This is a genomic window from Microbacterium sp. (assembly GCF_029263575.1).
Lineage (GTDB): Bacteria > Actinomycetota > Actinomycetes > Actinomycetales > Microbacteriaceae > Microbacterium.
On sequence record NZ_JAJUFV010000004.1, the window covers coordinates 14,544 to 34,642 of the forward strand.

Annotated in this window: 19 protein-coding genes and 1 tRNA gene; 7 read left to right on the forward strand and 13 right to left on the reverse strand. The window is 64.3% G+C overall.

The genetic code is table 11. The annotated features are described in order from the left end of the window. The first annotated feature begins 93 nt into the window (after window positions 1-93). Window positions 94-858, forward strand: coding sequence for an SDR family oxidoreductase (locus Q1J95_RS00715; protein WP_300265093.1), 765 nt, complete (start codon window positions 94-96; stop codon window positions 856-858). A gap of 14 nt (window positions 859-872) precedes the next feature. Here the strand turns inward: Q1J95_RS00715 and Q1J95_RS00720 are convergent, their stop codons facing one another. Beyond that, window positions 873-1,502, reverse strand: a complete 630-nt coding sequence (locus tag Q1J95_RS00720; protein WP_300265096.1) for an HdeD family acid-resistance protein — start codon at window positions 1,500-1,502, stop codon at window positions 873-875. Between the two features lie 129 nt (window positions 1,503-1,631). Between Q1J95_RS00720 and Q1J95_RS00725 the strand changes: the two genes are divergently transcribed. The 4 genes from Q1J95_RS00725 to Q1J95_RS00740 all read left to right on the forward strand — a co-directional run bounded on the left by Q1J95_RS00725 (window position 1,632) and on the right by Q1J95_RS00740 (window position 6,751). Beyond that, window positions 1,632-3,995: an excinuclease ABC subunit UvrA gene (locus Q1J95_RS00725; protein ID WP_300265099.1), complete on the forward strand. Its 2,364-nt coding sequence runs from the start codon at window positions 1,632-1,634 to the stop codon at window positions 3,993-3,995. 67 nt (window positions 3,996-4,062) lie between these two features. After that, window positions 4,063-4,422 (forward strand): type II toxin-antitoxin system Phd/YefM family antitoxin, encoded by a 360-nt coding sequence (locus tag Q1J95_RS00730; protein ID WP_300265101.1) that lies wholly within the window; start codon window positions 4,063-4,065, stop codon window positions 4,420-4,422. After that, complete coding sequence (locus Q1J95_RS00735) at window positions 4,419-4,847, forward strand: TA system VapC family ribonuclease toxin (RefSeq protein WP_300265103.1); 429 nt, start codon at window positions 4,419-4,421, stop codon at window positions 4,845-4,847. Before Q1J95_RS00730 ends, Q1J95_RS00735 begins: the two co-directional genes overlap by 4 nt. Before the next feature lie 566 nt (window positions 4,848-5,413). Then, window positions 5,414-6,751, forward strand: a complete 1,338-nt coding sequence (locus tag Q1J95_RS00740) for a nitrate/nitrite transporter (protein ID WP_300265107.1) — start codon at window positions 5,414-5,416, stop codon at window positions 6,749-6,751. Window position 6,752: 1 nt separating this feature from the next. Here the strand turns inward: Q1J95_RS00740 and Q1J95_RS00745 are convergent, their stop codons facing one another. The 7 genes from Q1J95_RS00745 to polA form a co-directional block, all read right to left on the reverse strand. After that, window positions 6,753-7,013 (reverse strand): DUF6458 family protein, encoded by a 261-nt coding sequence (locus Q1J95_RS00745; protein ID WP_300265111.1) that lies wholly within the window; start codon window positions 7,011-7,013, stop codon window positions 6,753-6,755. A 108-nt stretch (window positions 7,014-7,121) separates the two neighbouring features. Then, window positions 7,122-7,853, reverse strand: coding sequence for an SUMF1/EgtB/PvdO family nonheme iron enzyme (locus Q1J95_RS00750; RefSeq protein WP_300265114.1), 732 nt, complete (start codon window positions 7,851-7,853; stop codon window positions 7,122-7,124). An 11-nt stretch (window positions 7,854-7,864) separates the two neighbouring features. Further along, a complete protein-coding gene (locus Q1J95_RS00755; RefSeq protein WP_300265117.1) occupies window positions 7,865-8,494 on the reverse strand; it encodes a hypothetical protein in 630 nt (209 codons plus the stop codon). Beyond that, window positions 8,491-9,237, reverse strand: coding sequence for an SGNH/GDSL hydrolase family protein (locus tag Q1J95_RS00760; RefSeq protein ID WP_300265192.1), 747 nt, complete (start codon window positions 9,235-9,237; stop codon window positions 8,491-8,493). Before Q1J95_RS00760 ends, Q1J95_RS00755 begins: the two co-directional genes overlap by 4 nt. 46 nt (window positions 9,238-9,283) lie before the next feature. Continuing rightward, complete coding sequence (locus Q1J95_RS00765; protein WP_300265120.1) at window positions 9,284-10,633, reverse strand: MFS transporter; 1,350 nt, start codon at window positions 10,631-10,633, stop codon at window positions 9,284-9,286. Then, window positions 10,630-12,339 (reverse strand): DUF885 domain-containing protein, encoded by a 1,710-nt coding sequence (locus tag Q1J95_RS00770; protein ID WP_300265123.1) that lies wholly within the window; start codon window positions 12,337-12,339, stop codon window positions 10,630-10,632. The genes Q1J95_RS00765 and Q1J95_RS00770 overlap by 4 nt, the downstream gene beginning before the upstream one ends. Before the next feature lie 37 nt (window positions 12,340-12,376). Beyond that, window positions 12,377-15,010 (reverse strand): DNA polymerase I, encoded by a 2,634-nt coding sequence (polA, locus tag Q1J95_RS00775; RefSeq protein WP_300265126.1) that lies wholly within the window; start codon window positions 15,008-15,010, stop codon window positions 12,377-12,379. 95 nt (window positions 15,011-15,105) lie between these two features. Between polA and Q1J95_RS00780 the strand changes: the two genes are divergently transcribed. Further along, complete coding sequence (locus Q1J95_RS00780; RefSeq protein ID WP_300265194.1) at window positions 15,106-15,483, forward strand: hotdog fold thioesterase; 378 nt, start codon at window positions 15,106-15,108, stop codon at window positions 15,481-15,483. A 26-nt stretch (window positions 15,484-15,509) separates the two neighbouring features. Here the strand turns inward: Q1J95_RS00780 and Q1J95_RS00785 are convergent, their stop codons facing one another. Continuing rightward, on the reverse strand, window positions 15,510-16,130 hold the full coding sequence (locus Q1J95_RS00785; RefSeq protein ID WP_300265129.1) for a response regulator: 621 nt from the start codon (window positions 16,128-16,130) through the stop codon (window positions 15,510-15,512). Between the two features lie 101 nt (window positions 16,131-16,231). Here Q1J95_RS00785 and Q1J95_RS00790 point away from each other — a divergent pair. Further along, a tRNA-Leu gene (locus Q1J95_RS00790) sits at window positions 16,232-16,314 on the forward strand. Window positions 16,315-16,322: 8 nt separating this feature from the next. On the opposite strand, the gene Q1J95_RS00795 is transcribed toward Q1J95_RS00790, so the two are convergent. From Q1J95_RS00795 to Q1J95_RS00810, 4 genes are read right to left on the reverse strand one after another with little or no spacing between them, the layout of a single operon-like run. Continuing rightward, the gene (locus Q1J95_RS00795; protein ID WP_300265132.1) at window positions 16,323-16,982 is read right to left on the reverse strand and encodes a response regulator transcription factor; all 660 of its coding nucleotides are present in this window, start codon (window positions 16,980-16,982) and stop codon (window positions 16,323-16,325) included. Then, a complete protein-coding gene (locus tag Q1J95_RS00800) occupies window positions 16,979-18,268 on the reverse strand; it encodes a sensor histidine kinase (RefSeq protein WP_300265135.1) in 1,290 nt (429 codons plus the stop codon). Before Q1J95_RS00800 ends, Q1J95_RS00795 begins: the two co-directional genes overlap by 4 nt. Before the next feature lie 40 nt (window positions 18,269-18,308). Continuing rightward, entirely contained in the window at window positions 18,309-19,136 is an 828-nt protein-coding gene (locus Q1J95_RS00805; RefSeq protein WP_300265138.1) for an ABC transporter permease, read from the reverse strand. Further along, on the reverse strand, window positions 19,133-20,044 hold the full coding sequence (locus tag Q1J95_RS00810) for an ATP-binding cassette domain-containing protein (protein WP_300265141.1): 912 nt from the start codon (window positions 20,042-20,044) through the stop codon (window positions 19,133-19,135). The genes Q1J95_RS00805 and Q1J95_RS00810 overlap by 4 nt, the downstream gene beginning before the upstream one ends. Window positions 20,045-20,099 lie beyond the last annotated feature (55 nt).

Below are 20,099 nucleotides of genomic sequence, written 5' to 3' on the forward strand. Positions count from 1 at the left end.
CGCTGGGGACGTGAAACCGGATGGCACGGCGCGGATTGATAAGGTGATCTGGCCGCATCTTCAGCGGCTTCTCGTCCACCCCAAGGAGTTACCGTGTCCGACGTTCTGCCCGCAGGTTCTCTCGAGGGAAAAGTGGCACTGGTCACCGGCTCATCGCGGGGGATCGGCGCTGACACGGTGCGCTACTTCGCGGAGGCGGGCGCAGACGTCGTGATCAATTTCCGCAACAAGGCGCCGCGTGCCGAGAAGCTTGCGACGCAGCTGCGTGAGCTGGGGGGTCGTGCACTTGTCGTCGGCGCCGATCTCACCGATCCGGCATCCGTTGCGAGCATGATGGAAAGCGTCCGGGCCGAATTCGGCCGCCTCGATGTTCTCGTGCTGAACGCTTCCGGCGGCATGGAGTCGGGAATGGCCGAGGACTACGCGCTGGCGCTCAATCGCGACGCGCAGCTCAGCGTGCTGAACGCCGCGCTGCCGTTACTCGGCGAGGGCTCGCGCGTCGTCTTCGTGACAAGCCATCAGGCGCACTTCATTCGCACGACGCCGACGATGCCCGAGTATGAGCCGGTCGCGCTGTCGAAGCGTGCCGGTGAGGATGCGCTTCGTGAGCTAATCCCGTCGCTGGAGACCAAGGGCGTCGGCTTTACCGTCGTGTCGGGCGACATGATCGAGGGGACGATCACAGCGACGCTGCTCGAGCGCGCGAACCCGGGTGCCATCGCAGGACGCCGCGAGTCGGCTGGCAAGCTCTACAACGTCTCGGAGTTCGCCGCTGAGGTGGCGCGTGCGGCTGTGGATGCGGTTCCGGCAGACAACACGCGCCTCGTCGGCGACACCAGCGACTTCGTCGCCGAGTAACGGCTGACGGCTGACTACTGCTCCGTCGACTCCCGGGTCGGAGTCTCGGCAGTCGACGGTGTGTCTGTCGTTGCCTGGGCGACGATCTTCTCTTCGCGCCCGAGCGTGATTGCGCGCACGATCTGGATGATGCCGAGGACGATCAGCGTGACGCCCAGGATCCACCACAACGCGATGGCTGCAAGCAGGGGCGAGAAGATGACGATGGCGCCGGCGACGATGCTGAAGATCGCGTAGATGATGGTCCATGCGCGAGAGCCGTCTCTGTTCAGCAGCGTGAGAGAGACGACACCGTCCACGATCCAGCTGATGCCGATGAAGATCACGGTGATTAGGGCAAGGGTCGCCGCGGTCTGCTGAAGGTTGAGGAACCCGATGACGCCGGCGGCGATGTAGAGCAGCCCGAGGACGATATGGCCGGCGCGGGCCCAGCCGCCCTTCTTGCCGGAGAAGATGCCGAGCCCGACGTACACCACGCCGGCCACGATCAAGTACGACGCGATGATCCCGGTCACCAGGACCAGGGTCTTGCCCGGCCACACCAGCAGCACGATGCCCGCGATGAGCGCGATGGCCCCGGAGACCGCCAGGGCGATGCGGATCGAACGGAACACAGACTTCGGTTCGGTGAGTATTTCAGACATGGGCTGGAGAGGCCTCTCTGTGAAGGTCCTGTGGGGTGGACGAGATCAGCGTAGCGCGCGGGGTGTCGTAATGTCCGTTCATCGTGGCAGGATCGTGGATCGGAGAAACACCGACCGCGACCCCGAAGGATGACGATGTCCGACACCACCCACCGCGCTGACGCTCATGATCTGATTCGCGTTCGTGGCGCGCGCGAGAACAATCTCAAAGAGGTCAGCGTCGATATACCCAAACGCCGTCTGAGTGTGTTCACCGGCGTTTCCGGGTCGGGGAAGAGTTCGCTCGTCTTCGACACCGTCGCGGCAGAGTCGCGGCGCATGATCGACGAGACCTACAGTGCCTTCGTGCAGGGCTTCATGCCGTCGATACCGCGCCCCGATGTCGATGTGCTTGAAGGACTCACGACGGCGATCATCGTCGATCAAGAACGCCTGGGGGCGAATCCGCGCTCGACTGTGGGAACCGTGACGGATGCGAACGCGATGCTGCGCATTCTGTTCTCCAAGCTCGGCCAGCCTTATATCGGGGGGCCGACGGCGTTTTCGTTCAACATCCCCACTCAGAAGGCCAGCGGCGTGATGACGGGGCCGAAAGGCGAGAAGAAGATCGTCAAGGATGCGGTCTATCTCGGAGGTATGTGCCCGCGTTGCGAGGGCAGGGGAGCGGTGTCCGACCTCGACCTGGCACAGGTCGTCGATGAGACGAAGTCACTCGACGAAGGCGCGATCATGGTGCCTGGGTACACCGCCGACGGCTGGATGGTGAAGGGGTTCTCTCAGTCGGGGTTCTATCCCGCAGACAAGCCGATTCAGGACTTCACCGAGAAGCAGCGGCACATGTTTCTCTACGGCGAGGTGACCAAGGTCAAGATCAACGAGATCAACATGACCTACGAGGGGTTGATCCCCAAGATCACCAAGTCGATGCTGTCGAAGGACGTCGAGGCTCTGCAACCGCATATCCGCGCGTTCGTGGAGCGGGTGGCTTCCTTCACGACCTGTCCGGAGTGTGACGGTACCCGGCTGACAGAAGGGGCTCGGTCATCGAAGATCGATGGCATCAGCATCGCCGATGCGTGCCGTATGCAGATCACCGATCTCGCGGAGTGGGTGAATGGGCTCGATCTCCCCGGCGCCGGGCCGCTCCTGGACGCGCTCAAAGACAATCTCACCGCCTTCGTGACGCTGGGGCTCGGATATCTCAGTCTCGAGCGGCCGTCCGGAACGCTGAGCGGGGGAGAAGCGCAGCGCATCAAGATGCTCCGCCATCTCGGGTCGTCGCTGACGGACGTGACCTACGTCTTCGATGAGCCGACGATCGGGCTGCATCCCCACGATATCCAGCGGATGAACGAGCTTCTGCTGAAGTTGCGCGACAAGGGAAACACCGTGTTGGTGGTCGAGCACAAGCCGGAGACCATCCAGATCGCCGATCACGTCGTCGACCTCGGTCCCGGCGCAGGACGTGGGGGAGGAGAGATCTGCTTCGAGGGGACTGTCGAGGGGCTTCGCGCGAGTGACACCATTACCGGGCATCATCTCGACGACCGTGCATCGCTGAAGCCCGAGGTGCGTGAGGGGAGCGGTGCGATCGAGGTTCGCGGAGCATCGACGAACAACCTGGAGAACGTCGACGTCGACATTCCTTTGGGAGTGCTGACGGTCGTCACCGGTGTTGCGGGCTCGGGAAAAAGCTCGCTGATTCACGGGTCTGTGGCCGGCCGGGAGGGTGTGATCGCGATTGACCAGAGCGCGATCAAGGGGTCACGGCGGAGCAACCCGGCCACCTACACGGGCATGCTCGAGCCGATCCGCAAGGCGTTCGCCAAAGCAAACGATGTGAAGCCAGCGTTGTTCAGCGCGAACTCGGAGGGCGCGTGCCCATCGTGTAAGGGCTCGGGCGTCATCGTCACGGAGCTCGGATTCATGGACACGATCGAGACGCCGTGCGAGGACTGCGGCGGAAAGCGCTTTCAGGCTGCAGTGCTGGAGTACACGCTCGGTGGTAAGAACATCATCGAGGTGTTGGAGCTGCCGGTGTCTCAGGCGCGTGAGTTCTTCGCGCAGCCGGAGTCGAAGATTCCTGCTGTCGTGAAGATCCTTGAGCGGCTCGACGACGTCGGGCTCGGCTATCTGTCGCTGGGGCAGCCGCTGTCGACGCTGTCCGGCGGAGAGCGTCAGCGCGTGAAGCTGGCGATCCAGATGGGTGAGAAGGGCGATATCTATGTTCTCGATGAGCCGACGTCGGGTCTGCACCTTGCGGACGTCGAGAAGATCCTGGGGCTCCTTGACCGGCTGGTGGATGTCGGGAAGACAGTGATCGTGGTCGAACATCACCAGGCAGTGATGGCGCACGGGGACTGGATCATCGACATCGGGCCCGGAGCTGGGCACGATGGCGGTCGTGTGGTGTTCGAGGGCACGCCCGCAGACCTGGTCGCAGAAAAGTCGACGCTGACCGGGGAGCACCTCGCGGCATACGTCGGGGCGTAAGTGGCTATAATCGGTAAAAGCGCCATATTAGCGATGCGCGACAGTCTATGAGAGTCAGGAATGTGCAATGAATGTCGGCATCCGTGAGCTGCGTGACAGCCTCAGTCGATACCTCACGTCCGTGCGAGACGGCGGAGAGCTCACGGTTACCGACCACGGCAAACCCATCGCTCGGATCATCGCCTTTCGGGTTGGCGACAACGGCATTGAGAAGCTCGTCACGCCCACGGTTCTTCGTGAGCTTCGAGCGCGCGCTGAAAGACGCGGAGTCCCGGTTGAGGACGTCCTGTCAGAGCTTGCTGAGCGTGGGCTCGAACAGCCGGAGGATGATGGGCCGCACATGCGTAACGGGATTCCTATCATGCGCGGATCGTCTGATCATGTTGTGACCAGTGAGCTGGTCGCGGCGTTTCGGGATGACTTATGACTCAGTCCGTGCTCCTGGATGTCAATGTTCTGTTGGCTCTCAGCTGTGACGCGCATGAGCACCACGAACGGGCTCATGCACGCTTCGCTCACATCGATTCGTGGAGTACGACGCCGATCACGGAGCTCGGTCTTCTTCGACTGATGATGACGCCTGCAGTTATGGGGCGAACTGTCAGCGCCTCAGCGGCACGCGCGCAGGTAAAGGCACTTCGGAGTGCAGACGGCTGGTCCTGGGTCGCCGATGACGTATCACCGGCAGAGTGGGGCGCTGGCGGCTATGCGCTGCGAGGTCGACGTCAGGTGACAGATCTACAGCTGGTGAATCTGGCGGCACGGCATGAATGCGTCTTGGCGACGTTCGATGACGGTATCCGGCACGGACTCCGTCCGAAAGAGCGCGCCGTCGTCGATGTGTGGGACTGATGATCTATGCGCGGTCGGCGCGGCACCAATAATACCGATAATGCACATTATGTCACATCACGACAATAACCGTCCTCCTCCGAACGTGGTGTTGCATCACCAGTCAACGAGCTGCGGGCGGCACGCCGAGCGCACGCAGCGCTTGAGAACGAACACGCTCATTCTCATCCTCGACGAGAGCCAGCACACGGCCGTGTGCGTCATCGACCTCGTGACGTATAACGACCTTGAGCGCCATCTCACGAACGCGCCATGCTGTGTCATCCAGCGCTCCGAGAACGGCGTCCGCGTGTTTCGGCGGTCCGGCGTCGAGAATCCCCCGGGCGCCCCAAACACGGGCCCAATAGCCAGGCGATATCCGGATAGCGTCGGTCTTCGGCATCCGCAGTCCCTCGTAACAAGGCTTCACACCAGTCGACGATGTCCTCGCGTCCGAACAGCTCGACGGCGTTAGATATGTTCGTCGCCGGGGAGAGCCGCCGGTCTGGAAGCGTCGTCATAGCCCGACGCTACCGACTGGCCCCGACATGGTCACGAGTCACGACGGCGCGCAGTAGCGTTAGGTGGTGTCAGAAGTCACCCGCTCCCCTGTTTCGACACCCGGTTGGCGTGGTTGGCTCATCTGGACGGTCGGCATCGCCGCTTATGTGCTCGCGATTGCGAACCGCACATCGCTCGGTGCGGTCGGCGTCGACGCGGCCGAGCGCTTCAGCGCGGATGCCGCGACGCTCTCGCTCTTCGCCGTTGTTCAGCTCGCCGTGTACGGCGGAATGCAGATTCCGGTCGGAGTCTTCCTCGACCGCTACGGCGCGCGCCCGATCATCACCCTCGGAATGATTCTCATGGCTGTGGGGCAGCTCACCATGGCCCTCTCCCCCAGCATCGGCATCGCGATTCTCGCTCGTGTGCTGCTGGGCGCGGGTGACGCGATGGTGTTCCCGGCCGTGCTGCGCCTCGTGGCCACGTGGTTTCCTGCCCAGCGCGGGCCGCTCATGGTGCAGCTCACCGGGGTGATCGGACAGTCCGGTCAACTGGTCGCGCTCATTCCGGTCGCTGCGCTCTTGCATGCCACGACCTGGACCATCACCTTTGGGAGCATTGCCGGTCTCGGTATCCTGTTCGCCATTCTTATCTTTGCCGTCATCCGCAACCATCCGCCCGCGGTCGATGCCGACGTCACAGTCAACACCGATACAGGTGTCGTGCGGGTGGTCACGTCCGCAATAGACACCGGTGTCGGCATCCGCGCGGCCTGGGCCCATCCGGGAACACGCCTTGCCTTCTGGTCGCACTTTACGACGCCTTTTGCCGGCACGGCCTTCGTGCTGTTGTGGGGAATGCCTTTCCTCACCGCGGGTGAAGGCCTCTCTGAGGTCGAAGCGGCGGCGCTGCTATCGGTATATGTCGCTTTTGGAATGTTTCTCGGACCCGCGTTAGGCGCACTCTCCCGTCGCATCCCCCATCAGAGATCGCTCGTCCTCGTGCTGCCGACTGTGGCTCTTCAGCTCATCGCGTGGGTCGCAGTCATCCTCTCCCCCGGTACCGCGCCCCTGTGGTTGCTTTACATTCTTGCCATAGCGCTCGCATCCGGCGGACCCGCGTCGATGATCGCGTTCGACCATGCACGCACGCACAACCCGGTGCACCGCCTCAGCACGGCGACCGGACTCACTAATGCCGGTGGATTCATTGCAGCTCTCATCGCGGTGTTCCTCATCGGGCTGGCGATGAATCTGCAGGGCGCGGGTACCCCTGGCACGTACTCGCTCGACGCATTCCGTCTGGCGTTCTTGACGCAGGTGCCGCTCTGGCTGCTGGGCGCAACCTTCATCATCATCGAGCGCAAACGCACGAGAATTCGAATGGGCCTGGATCCCGAGCGCTCACGTCGAGATCGACGATGAATCAGATCGCCGTGTCATCCGGCGAACTGGTCGTCCTGCGGGTGGTCTGATCACCCGATGCGGGGTCGACCCTCGTTCGTGTGACGGAATTCGTCTGGCGCCTGCGGGCGAGCAGAACCAACCCGATGATGAAGACGACGGCTCCGGCGCCCATCAGGATGTACCCGATGAGGTCTAAATTCGCCCACTCGACCTCGACATTGATGGCGAAAGTGAGAATTGCGCCGATCACGATCAACACGATTCCGGTACCGATGCTCATAATGGTGCCCTCCCGTTGTCATCGTTGCGCCTGCGGCCCGGTGCCTCAGGCGTTATCTCTGATGCTGACATGATTCTGGCTCCGCAACAACGGGTTGACAATCGATGATCAGCGCTGTCGCGGTGTCCAGCCCACTGGCGTTGCTCCCACGGCTGCGGCTCGTTCGCGGTCTGCCGCAGCCGACCAGCCCTGCGCGGCATCGATGCTGTCGAAACCTCCGCGCGCGACTCGCATGCCGACGTCGTCATGATGCATCCGCGGTGCTCCTCCACGTCGGACGGAGGCGCGAACATTCCACGCATCGTCGGCGAAGCCGCCTCCTCGGAACACGCGATAGTCGCCATAGCGGGCGGGGTCGAGCAGATCCCAACACCACTCCCACACGTTACCGAGCGTGTCGAAGAGCCCGTTCAGATTCGGTAGCTTCCCGCCGACATCCTGCGGCGTGGTGACACCGTCCTCGGACGTCCACGCGATCTCTGAGAGTGGTCCGTAGTGCGGCGTGAGCGACCCCGCACGGCACGCGTACTCCCACTCCCCCTCGGTAGGAAGCCGATAGCCGTCGCTGTCGACATGCCAGGTAACATCTTCACCGTCGAAGCTATAGGCACTCTCGAGGCCTTCCCATTCGGATGCGGCGTTGCAGAAGCGAATCGCGCGTAGCCAGCTGATGTCGCGCGCGGGGCGTCTCGGATGATCCGAGGAAATGCCCAGCATCTCCGCGAACTGCTCTCCGGTGACCGGGTAAACGCCGATCTCGAAAGGATCGAGCTGAACCTCACGCCGCGCCTTGCGCCGCGCGTCATGCAGAATCACCGAGCCGCCGGCGATTCGCGTCATCTCGAGTTCCGTCACGTTCGAGCGTCCCGTCGCGAATCACCGGGCATTCGTACGGCGAAGATACGCATGAAGTACTGGCACAGCGGACCGACCAACAGCGCGAAAGCCAGCGTTCCTATCCCGGCGTTACCGCCCAGCGACCACCCGACGGCCACGACAGTGATCTCGAGCCCGGTGCGTACGACCCAGATCGGCCAGCCTGTGCGCTTGTGCAATCCGGTCATGAGACCGTCGCGCGGACCGGGACCGAAGTGCGCTCCGATATAGAGACCGGTCGCCGCGGACAGCACCACCAACCCGACGACGAAGAACGCGACGCGCAGCCACAACGGTTGATCGGTGGGGATGACCAGCAGACCGACGTCAGCAGACGGGCCGACGAGCAGGGCGTTGAGCACCGTGCCGATGCCGAAGCGCTGCCGCAACGGCAACCACAGCACCAGTACGACGGCGCTCACCAGCACCGTGATCACACCGAAGCTCAGCGGCACATGACCGGCGATGCCTTGAGACAGCACATCCCAGGGCGCGGCGCCGATCTCACCGCGTACCATGAAGGCGATTCCGACGCCATAGAGAAAGATGCCGACCAGCAGTTGCAGCCACCGACGCGGAAGCTGCCGCCCCCGCCGGGCGATCACTGCGGAACCCGTTCGACCCACACTGGGTACTTCGCTGTTCGCCCGTCGCCGGATGACGTGCCGGTCAAGCGCCGTTTCATCCAAGGACCGACGTGCTGGCGGTAGTACGCGAATCCGCCGGGGGCCTCGGGGCCTTCGGCGGCGGGTGCCCACCACGGGGCCGGTGGCTCGTATCCCAGCGCGTGCAGTACGCGTGCGGCGACGCGGTGGTGGCCTGCGGCGTTCATATGCAGGCGGTCTTCGGCCCAGTATCGGCCCGTGGACAGCTCACGATCGGGCCAGTTCAGCGCTCGAACGACATCGGGGCGCTTGGCGATGCGGCGCAACACCGCCGCCGAGAGCTCGTCGCCACGGCGCTGGACGAGGGACCCCATCGGCAACTGGCCCGAGGGGTTCGCTCCGGAGAGAAGAATGACAGTGATGCCCTGGTCGTCGCATCGCCTCAACACCCGAGAGAACGTATCGGCGATGTGCTCGACATTCGTCCGCGGGCGAAGCATGTCGTTGCCGCCCCCGTTGAACGACAGGTGGGTGGGCCGCAGCGCCAGCGCAGGCTCGAGCTGTTCCTCGATGATGGGCCACGCCAGCTTTCCCCGGATGGCCAGATTCGCGTACTGGATCGGCTGCCCGGAGGCATCCGCCCAACCCTGGGCCGCGATGTCAGCCCACCCGCGTACGCGGCCGTCCGGCAGCTCATCTCCGACGCCCTCCGTGAACGAGTCACCTATCGCTACGAACTTCACACCAGTCACTCGCTCAGCCTATGCCCGTGCGTTGCAGGTGACGTCATCAGCGATCATCCAGCGCCTGTCCGCGGCGATCGACCAGACCCCATGCCGCAACCGCTGCGACGACGAAGAACGCCGCGAAGACCCCGAACAGAACCGCAGCGCCGCCTGCCGCGAGCAGCACCGGAACCATCAGAGGCGCCACGATCGAGGCGACTCTCCCGACTCCCGCGGCCCAGCCCGCACCCGTGGCACGCACGGAGGTGGGATAGATCTCCGGGGTGACCGCGTACAGCGCGCCCCAGGCACCCAGGTTGAAGAACGACAGGGCCATGCCGGAGACGATGATCGCGACCTCCCCGACGGCATTGCCGAAGAACAAGGCGGCCACGGCTGAGCCGACGAGAAAGACCGAAAGTGTCGCGCGTCGACCCCACACCTCGATCAGCCAGGCCGCCACGGCGTAGCCGGGCAGCTGTGCAAGGGTGATCACGAGGGTGAAACCGAAGGACCGCACCAGATCGTAGCCCGCGTCGACCAGGATGCTGGGAATCCAGATGAACGCCCCGTAGTAGGCGAAATTCACGCAGAACCAGACCGCCCAGATACACAGCGTCCGGATGCGGAACTCGGCGGCCCAGAGTGCGCTCACGCGCGCTCCCACGGTCTGGGCGATGGGCGCCGAGGCAGCACGGTCTTGTGCCGGCGGGCGACTGGCGACATCGGCATCCGTCTCAAACCGGGATACGATGCGATCCGCCTCCGCGATACGGCCGCGCGATGCGAGCCACCGCGGCGACTCGGGCAGGCCCCAGCGAACGACAATCGCGTACACCGCAGGGATGGCACCGAGGGCGAAAGCCCATCGCCAACCGTCATCCGACAGCGGAATCACGAAATAGCCGATCAGGGCCGCCGCCGTCCAGCCGAGCGCCCAGAACGCTTCCAAGATCACGATCAGGCGACCGCGAATGCGCGCGGGCGCGAATTCGCTCACGTAGGTCGAGGCGACGGGAAGTTCGGCTCCCAGTCCCAATCCGACGAGGAACCGCAGCACGAGAAGCACGGCGAGTCCGCCGACCAGAGCGCTTGCGCCGGTCGCCGCACCATAGATCAGCAGCGTGACCGCGAAGACCTGCCGTCTGCCGAACCTGTCGGCCAGCAACCCGCCCAGGCTCGCGCCCAACGCCATCCCGATGAAGCCGAAGGACGCGACCCATCCGCTCTGCATGTTGGTGAGATCCCACTGCTGAGCGAGTGCCGCCAGGATGAACGAGATGAGCCCGACATCCATAGCGTCCAACGCCCAGCCCAATCCCGAACCGGTGAGCAGGCGCAGATGGCGACGGGCGAACGGCAGGTTATCGAGTCGAGCGGCCAGCGATGCCTGGCTCGGCACGGGAGCGCTCACGTGAGGGCGGGTCCCTCCGTCGGGCGCGACTCGTCACGTAGCAGCGCACTGCGCAGGGTGTCGAGTCCGACACCGCCGAGGTTGAGCGCGCGCTTGTGGAAGGTCTTGATGTCGAACGCCGCGCCCTGGCGTGCTCGATAGGCATCACGCACCTGTTCCCAGATGCGCTGACCGACCTTGTACGAGGGTGCCTGGCCGGGCCACCCGAGATAGCGGTTGACCTCGAACCGGATGAACTCGTCTGACATGTTCACGTGCTGGCGCATGAAGTTCAAAGCGTAGTCAGCGTCCCAGGTGCCGGAACCGTCCAGGCGCGGTTTCTGCAGATGCACGCCGAGATCGAGCACCACGCGCGCCGCGCGCATGCGCTGCCCGTCGAGCATTCCGAGCCGATCGGCCGGATCATCCAGGTAGCCGAGCTGCTGCATGAGTCGCTCGGCGTACAGCGCCCACCCCTCGGCATGGCCTGAGGTGCCTCCCAGGAGCCTGCGCCACGAGTTCAGCTCGGCACGGTTGTACACGGCCTGGCCGATCTGCAGATGATGGCCGGGAATGCCTTCGTGGTACACGGTGGTGAGCTCACGCCACGTGTCGAACTCGGTCACGCCCTCGGGCACCGACCACCACATCCGGCCGGGCCGGGAGAAGTCGTCGGTCGGGCCCGTGTAGTAGATGCCACCTTCCTGCGTGGGCGCGATCATGCACTCGAGCGTGCGCACCGGCTCCGGAATGTCGAAATGCGTTCTGCCGAGCTCTGCGACGGCACGGTCGCTGGTCTCTTGCATCCACTTCTGCAGGGCATCGGTTCCGTGCAGTTTGCGCGAGGAATCGGCTTCGAGATAAGCGACGGCCTCTTCAACTGTGGAGCCGGACAGGATCTCATCTGCGATCGATGTCTGTTCGGCCACCATGCGGGCCAGCTCTTCCCTCCCCCACTCATAGGTCTCGTCGAGATCGATCTCGGCGCCGAGGAACCGACGGGAGTGCAACGCATAGAGTTCACGGCCGACGGCATCGTCCTCGGATGCGGCGGACGCCAGCGTGCCGGTGAGGAAACGTCGTAACTCGTCGTACGCCACGCGCGCTGATGAGGCATTATCCGCCAGCTCACGAGCCAGCGTCGCGGGAAGTTCGCCTTCGGCGGGAGCGGCATCGGCGACGAACTGTGCGAAGAAGCCGTCGTCGGCGGTGTAGCGCGCGATCTGATCGGCGACCTCGACCACCTGGCGTCGTGCCGGTACGACACCCCGGGAGATTCCCTCCTGCAGACTGGCGGCATAACCGCTGAGCGCATCGGGAACCGCGGAAAGACGTGCCGCGATGACTGACCAGTCGTCGGCCGTGGCTGTCGGCATGATGTCGAACACCTGACGGATGTCTTGCGCCGCCGATGCGAGCACGTTCAGGTCGCGCAGGTGCCACTGCCTCTCGTGAAACTCAAGGTCGAGCTCGAGTTCCGCGGTCAGATCGGTCTTGGTGACCTCGTCGACGGCGTCGGCCGGGGCGAGGTCGCGCAGAGCGTTCAGCGTCGTGCGTACCTCTGCGGCGTAGTTGTCGTAACCCTCCGGGCTCAGATCGGCGTAGTGATCGTTGGCGCGATTGCGACCGATGTACGTCCCGAGAATCGGCTCGAGCACGGTAACGGTGTCGACCCAGTCTTCGGCGACCTTGTCGATGGCTGTGGGCGTGCGAGGGATTGTCGTCATGCCTTTCAGCGTACTGCGGTGCGTTACACCGCGCGGGTCAGTGCGCGGCCTCGTTCCAATCGCGACCACGGCCCACCTGCACGTCGAGCGGCACAGAGAGCTCGGCCGCCGCCGCCATTCGACTGCGTACGATCTGCTCGGCGGAGTCCCACTCTCCCGGTGCGACCTCGACGACGAGCTCATCGTGAATCTGCAGCAGCACGCGCGAGCTGAGACCGGCTTCTCGTAGATCTGCGTGGATCTGGAACAGCGCGATCTTCATGATGTCGGCCGCGCTGCCTTGGATGGGCGCGTTGAGAGCCGCCCGTTCGGCGTTCTCGCGCAGCACGCGGTTGGGGCTCGACAGGTCGGGGACCGGCCGACGGCGACCGAAGATCGTCTCGGTGTAGCCGACCTCCTTGGCTTGAACGACGGATGCGCGCAGATAGTCACGCACGGCACCGAAGCGAGCGAAGTACTCGAGCATGAGCTTCTTCGCCTCGGACTGCTCGATGCGCAACTGCTTCGACAGCCCGAACGCGCTCAGTCCGTAGACGAGACCGTATGACATGGCCTTGACCTTTGTGCGCATGGCGGGCGTGACATCGGCCGGTTCGACGCCGAAGACGCGCGCGCCGACGAAACGGTGCAGGTCTTCACCGGTGTTGAACGCCTCGATGAGACCCTCATCTCCGGAGAGATGCGCCATGATCCGCATCTCAATCTGCGAGTAGTCGGCCGTCAACAGGGTTTCGAAGCCTTCGCCAACTTCGAACGCACTGCGGATGCGCCGCGACTCTTCCGTGCGCACCGGAATGTTCTGCAGGTTGGGGTCGGTGCTCGACAGACGCCCGGTCTGGCTGCCCGTCTGCACATAGGTCGTGTGGACGCGCGAGTCATCTTCGATCGCTGTGTCGAGCGATTCGATGATCTGCCGCAGCTTCGTCGCCTCGCGGTGCTGGAGCAACTGATCGAGGAAGGGGTGCGGATTCGTCTCTCGCAGGTCGGCCAGCACCGCGGCATCGGTCGAATAACCCGTCTTGGTCTTCCGTGTCTTCGGCAACTGCAGATCTTCGAACAGCACCTCCTGGAGCTGTTTGGGCGAGCCGAGGTTGAACTCGCGACCGACGAGGGCGAACGCCTCGGCGGCGAGGGCCGCTGTGCGAGCGGCCAGCTCACCCGAGAATGCCGACAGCACCTCATGCGACAGCGCGATGCCCGCGAGCTCCATATCGGCCAGAACGAGCAGCGTGGGCAGCTCGATGTCGGTGAGTACCGCGGCAACGGAATCAGGAAGAGCCGCGCGCAGGGCCGTGGCCGTGCGTAACGAGAACCACGCCTGCTGTGACGGCGTCGCGCCAGCGGTCTCGGGGACGAGCTGCGACGGATCAGCCTCGGGAAGCTTCTCATCAAGGTAGCGATCGACGAGATGCGCGAGCGTCTTGTCGGGAAAGCTCGGCCGTAGCAGCCAGCCGGCGAGAATCGGGTCATACGCCAAACCGCTCAGGCGGATGCCAGCGTGCAGCAGGGCCTTCACCTGTGGTTTCGCGTCGCTCAACACCTTGGGAGCGTCGGATTCGAGCCAGGGGCGAAGAGCCTCGGCGGCCTCGACGTTCCAATCGGTCTCACGCAGCTCCGTTCCGCTCGCGATGCCGATACGAGAGATCTCCTGGCCATTCGACACGATCGTGATGGCGATCTCCTCTGCCTGCGCTGCCAGCCAGTCGGCCAGCTCGTCTCCGGTTGCCTCGACCGGAGCGGGGACGGGAACAGCGGGTTCGCCGTGAACGGACTCATCCCCGGCGCCGACGGCATCGAAGACGCGAGGCAGCAGCGTGCGGAACTCCAGACGCGCGAAGATGTCACGCACGGCCTGAGCATTGATCGGAGTGACCGCGAGATCGGCCGGGGCGACGGTCAGCTCGACATCGGTCAGCAGACGGTTGAGCTTGCGATTGCGTCGTACGTCGTCGATGTGCTCACGGAGATTACCGCCCACGACGCCCTTGATCTCATCGGCTCTGGCCAGGAGATCGTCAAGGCTGCCGAACTGAGTCAACCATTTGACAGCGGTCTTCTCGCCGACCTTCGGCACACCCGGTAGGTTGTCGCTCGTCTCGCCGACCAGCGCGGCGATGTCGGGATACTGTTCGGGGCGCACGCCATAACGCTCGACGACGGTGGCCGGATCGTATCGCTTCAGCTGCGAGACGCCCTGCACCGAGGGATACAGCAACGTCACCTCATCGGTGACGAGCTGGATCGTGTCTCGGTCGCCGGAGACGAGGAGCACATCGTAGCCTTGCTCGGCGCCCTGCGTGGCGAGCGTAGCGAGAATATCATCAGCTTCGATGCCCTCTTTCGTGAGCACAGGGATGGACATGGCCGTGAGGACATCTTGCAGCAGAGGCACCTGACCACGGAACTCTTGCGGAGACTCAGAACGCGTCGCTTTGTACTCTGGGTACTCATCGGTGCGGAACGAGTGTCGTGAGGTGTCGAAGGCGATCGCGATGTGGCTGGGCCGCTCGGCCTTGATGAGATTGACCAACATCGACAGGAAGCCGTAGATGGCGTTGGTGTGCTGATTGTCTTTGGTCGTGAAGTTCTCTACCGGCAACGCGAAGAAAGCGCGGTATGCGAGCGAGTGGCCGTCGACGACCATGAGGGTAGGCTTTGCGGTGTCCGTCACTCTGCCAGCCTAACGAGGACGACGGACATGCGTGAGGAGGACAAGTGAGTGATAGCACCCTGACATCCGGTTTGAACTGGGCAGCACAGCGCGGCATGGGAGCTCTGGCCGAGAAGATGGGAATCGAGTTCACCGAGTTCTCCATCGAACGCAGTGTCGCGACCATGCCCGTCGAAGGCAATACGCAGCCGGTCGGGCTCCTGCACGGCGGTGCATACGTGGTGCTGGGTGAGTCGCTCGGGTCGATGGCAGCGAATCTCGCCGCCGGCGAGGGCCGACTCGCCGTCGGCGTCGACATCAACGCCACGCACACGCGATCGGCGACATCCGGCGTCGTGACCGGCGTATGCACGCCCGTCCATCTCGGCCGCAGCATAGCGGTCCACGAGATCGTGGTCAGCGATGATCAGGGGCGTCGCTGTTCCACGATCCGCATCACCAACATGATCAAGGACCGCCCGCGAGACGCCTAGAATTCCCGGACGGAGCCGCGGCGCGCTCAGTCCTTCTTGGGCGCCAACTGCTCGATGATCGCCTTGGCGACATCTTGCATGGTCAGGCGGCGGTCCATCGACGCCTTCTGAATCCAACGGAACGCCTCGGGCTCGCTCAGGCCCATCTTCTCGTTGAGAAGCCCCTTGGCACGGTCGACGAGCTTGCGCGTCTCGAAGCGCTCGACCATGTCAGCGACCTCGGCCTCAAGCGTGATGATCTGCTCGTGACGGGCCAGAGCGATCTCGATCGCGGGAAGCAGGTCGTTCGGGGTGAACGGCTTGACCACATAAGCGAGAGCGCCCGCTTCGCTCGCACGTTCGACAAGCTCTTTCTGGCTGAACGCGGTAAGCAACACGACCGGAGCGATATTGCTCTTGTGCAGCTTCTCAGCGGCGCTGATGCCGTCGAGCTGAGGCATCTTGACATCCATGATGACCAGATCGGGGCGAAGCTCTGTCGCGAGGGCCACGGCCGTCTCGCCGTCCCCAGCTTCGCCGACGACCTCGTAGCCGTTATCGCGGAGGATCTCGACGATATCGAGTCGAATCAGCGACTCGTCTTCGGCGACGACAACGCGTCGAGGGGTGGATGACGTGGGCTGTTCAGCCTGTTCTTGCTCGGTCACAGACTCATTCTAGTAGAGAGCTTCCTGTGTCGCGGCCCTGAGACCCGCGATGCGCGGAAGTGGTCGGCATCCTGCGCTAAAGTCGTATACGCAACACGCACGCCGGCGTGGCGGAATGGTAGACGCGGAGCACTCAAAATGCTTTGTTCGAAAGGACGTGTGGGTTCGAGTCCCACCGCCGGCACATAGATGTCAGCTGAGCCCCAGTTGATGGGCCAGAATCACCACGTGGATGCGATCGCGCGCATTGAGCTTCATCAGGACTCGGCCCACGTGCGTCTTCACGGTCGACTCGCTCAGGTGCAGGCTCTGCGCGATCTCTGCGTTCGTGAGGCCCTGTCCGATAGCGGCGAACACGTCCTTCTCCCGTTCCGTGAGCATTGCTGCCGCATCCGCCGCCGCAGTGGAGCGCGGCCGTTCCAGTCCGGGGCTCACATGCTCGAGCAGGCGCCGGGTCACCCGCGGTGACAACACTGCGTCACCGCGATGAACAGCGCGCACAGCGGCCGTCAGCTCATGGCGCTGCGCATCTTTCAACAGGAACCCGCTCGCCCCGGCCCGGATGGCGCCGAAGGCGTATTCGTCGAGATCGAACGTCGTCAGCACGAGGACGCGGATCTCCGGTCGCGCCGTGACGATCGCCTCGGTGGCAGCGATTCCGTCTGTATCCGGCATCCGCACGTCCATCAGAATCACATCCGGACTCTGCTCCGCAGCCATGGCAATGGCGTTCGCTCCGTCGACAGCCTCGCCCACCACGACGATGTCAGCCTCCGCCTCGAGCACGAGTCGAAACCCCACACGGATGAGCGCTTGATCGTCAACGAGCAGAGTGCGGATGGGGGCCGTCATGATTCCTCGTTCTCGCGTTGCTCGGCCGCTGGTTGATCAGCGGGCAGCGTGGCGTGCAATGACCAGCGCCCCTCGCCGACCGACTCGGAGCGGAGTTCGCCATTGAGATGCGATGCGCGCTCGTGGAGACCGCGAAGACCGAAGCCACGTATGCCGGTCGGTCCGGTGACGCCGTCGTTGTCGACGAGGACGGTGACCGCGGTATCCGTGTGTTCGATGCTGACGGCGATCGTGCTCGCGCGCGGAGCGTGTCGCATCGCGTTGGTGACACCCTCCTGCACGATTCTGCCGATCGCGTATCGGGTCGCGGCTGATGCGCCGGGTTTGCCTTTGATCGTCAGCGTGGCCGGGAAACCTGCGCGTTGGGCCGCGGTCACGGTGTCTCGGGGATCGACGGGATCGGCTGGGGCAAGGGGGACATCCGCTCCCCCGTCTCTGAGCACGCCCAGCATGGCACGCATCTCGGTGAGTGCACCACGGGCGGTCTCCGCCGCCGCGGCGGCGGCGGCCCGCCCCTGACCACGATCCTCGGTCGCGGCGGCGCCCTCGGACAGCGCGACGATCACGGTCAGCGAGTGCGACACGATGTCGTGCATCTCGCGTGCGATGCGTGCGCGCTCGGCCGCCGCAGCGATCTGCGCATGCTGGTCGCGCTCGGTGAGCAGCTGACGAGATCTGTCGATAACGGCCTCGATATAGCGTTTGCGACCGCCGACGTTGGCGCCGATCAGTGTTCCGATGAGCGCTAAAGTCAGCTGGCCGAGAATGCCGTTCAGCGCGATCTGGACCGTGATGATCCCCGTCCAATGAAGGAGCAGCGAGAACAGCGTCAACGAGCCCATGCCGGCGGCAAGGCCGATCCATGCAGCGCGCGTCGAACGGTGGACCGCAAGGGTGTAGCTGGCGACGAGCAGGAGTGGGCCGCCTGCGGGCTCGAGGAGCAGCAGGTAGGCATGCGCGACGACATATGCGGCCACGAATGACGCCAGTGGCCAGCGTCGGCGCCGGATCAGCAGCGCGCAGGCGAGCATGACCAGGACGGTGATCGTGATCGCCATCGCCAACGGAGGAGCGTCGACGACGGCGAAGCCACCGTCGGAAGTCGTGCGAGACGAGGTGAAGATCGTCGCAGGGGCCGCAGATAACAGCAGACACACCAGCGCGATGACGACATCGCCGGCGACAGGATGCCGAGCCCAGAAGCGCCGGATCACTCCGGGCGGACGCGGCAGTCGCAGCTCATCCTCCTCGCGGAGCGATGAGCTACGACGGGGTGAGGTCAACACAGTCCCGACTTTACGCGTCAGCACCTGCTCGTGCTGTCTCTCACGCGTCGCGAGTGCGCAGAACAGCCCATGCCGATGCCATTCCGGCCGCGACCCATGCCGCGAGCGTCAGATACGCACCGCCGGCGTCCAGGCCCCAGTCGTTCTGCGGCAGAATCGCACTCTGTGCGGCTGTCATCGGCAGTCGAGAGCTCACCTCGGTGATCCACTGCCATGCCGGATCCGTGGTGGCGAACAGTGACATGACAATCGGGAGGACGAACAGCAGCCCCACGGTGGCTGAAAGCGCACCGGCCGCGGCGCGCAGCACGAACCCGAAGGACAGGCCGATCAGCGCGACGACTGCCATGGAGACGGCAGCAGCGAGAATCGGCAGCAGCGAGTCAGCCGGTCTGTCCCACGGGAACGGGGTTTCTGCGGCCGCGAAGATCGGGGTCACGACGACGGCTGCGGCCGAGAAGATCGCCAGCGACGTGATGAGGAGGAAGACCGCGACCACCATCGCCTTCGCCGCGAGCACCATGCCCCGCACCGGAGCCGCCGTCAGTGTCGAACGGATCATGCCGGTCGAGTACTCACCGGTGATGGCGATGACCCCCAGGATCCCGGCCAGCAGCATGGTGAACTGCACGGGAGACACCACGGCCTGAATCGGCTCGAACCCGACACCGTCCATGGGCTGTGCGGTGAACATGAACGCCCCGAGCAGGGCAGCACCGATCGTGATGAATGCCGTGACTGCGATCGACCACCAGGTCGATCGCAGCGAGGCGAGTTTGATCCATTCACTGCGCAGCGCGCGCAGAAACGTGAGGCGGTGTGCAGACGTGGTGCGTGTCTGCGCGAATGGTTCGACGGTGACGGTCATGACATCTCCTTCGTGCGGTACTCGACGGAGTCTCCGGTGAGTGCGAGGTAGGCGTCCTCGAGGGACCCATTGGTCGGAGTGAGTTCATGCACCGGGATGCCGAGACTCGCTGCCGTGTCGCCGATCTGAGCGGCCGGGACACCGACGATCTCGAGAGAGCCGGGAGCGGTGCTGATGATCTCGACGTCCGGGCCGGAGACCGCTGTCGCCAGATCGGCCGCGCGCGGGCTGACCACACGCACGGTGGACCTGGTCCATGCACTGACGAGTTCATCCAGCGAAGCGTCCGCCAGCACCTGCCCGCGTCCCATCACGATCACGTGATCGGCGGTCTGCGCCATCTCGCTCATGAGATGACTCGACAGCAGCACCGTACGGCCGTCAGAAGCCGCGCGACGTACGAACTGACGCACCCAGCGCACGCCCTCAGGGTCGAGACCGTTGACGGGCTCGTCGAGAATGAGGGTGTGCGGGTCGCCCAGCAGCGCTGACGCGATCCCCAGGCGTTGTCCCATTCCGAGAGAGAACTTTCCCGCGCGTTTGCGAGCGACCGGTCCGATTCCGGCGAGCTCGATGACTTCATCGACGCGGGCGCTCGGGATGCCGTGGGTCGCTGCCATCGCGCGCAGATGGTTTCTGGCGGTCCGACCGGTGTGCACTGCCTTCGCATCGAGGAGCACTCCCACTTCCGTGAGCGGTGCGCGAAGCCGCCGGTACTCCTGCCCGTTGACCGATGTGCGTCCAGACGTGGGTTTGTCGAGCCCGACGATCATGCGCATCGTGGTCGACTTGCCGGCCCCGTTGGGGCCGAGGAAACCGGTGACCGTACCCGGCTTGACAGCGAACGACACATTCTGAACGGCCGTTTTGTCTCCGAACTTCTTCGTGAGGCCTTCTGCTGTGATCATGACACCGACGTTACGGCCCCCGCACGGAGCGCGCGTCCTCCTGAGGTGCCGATGT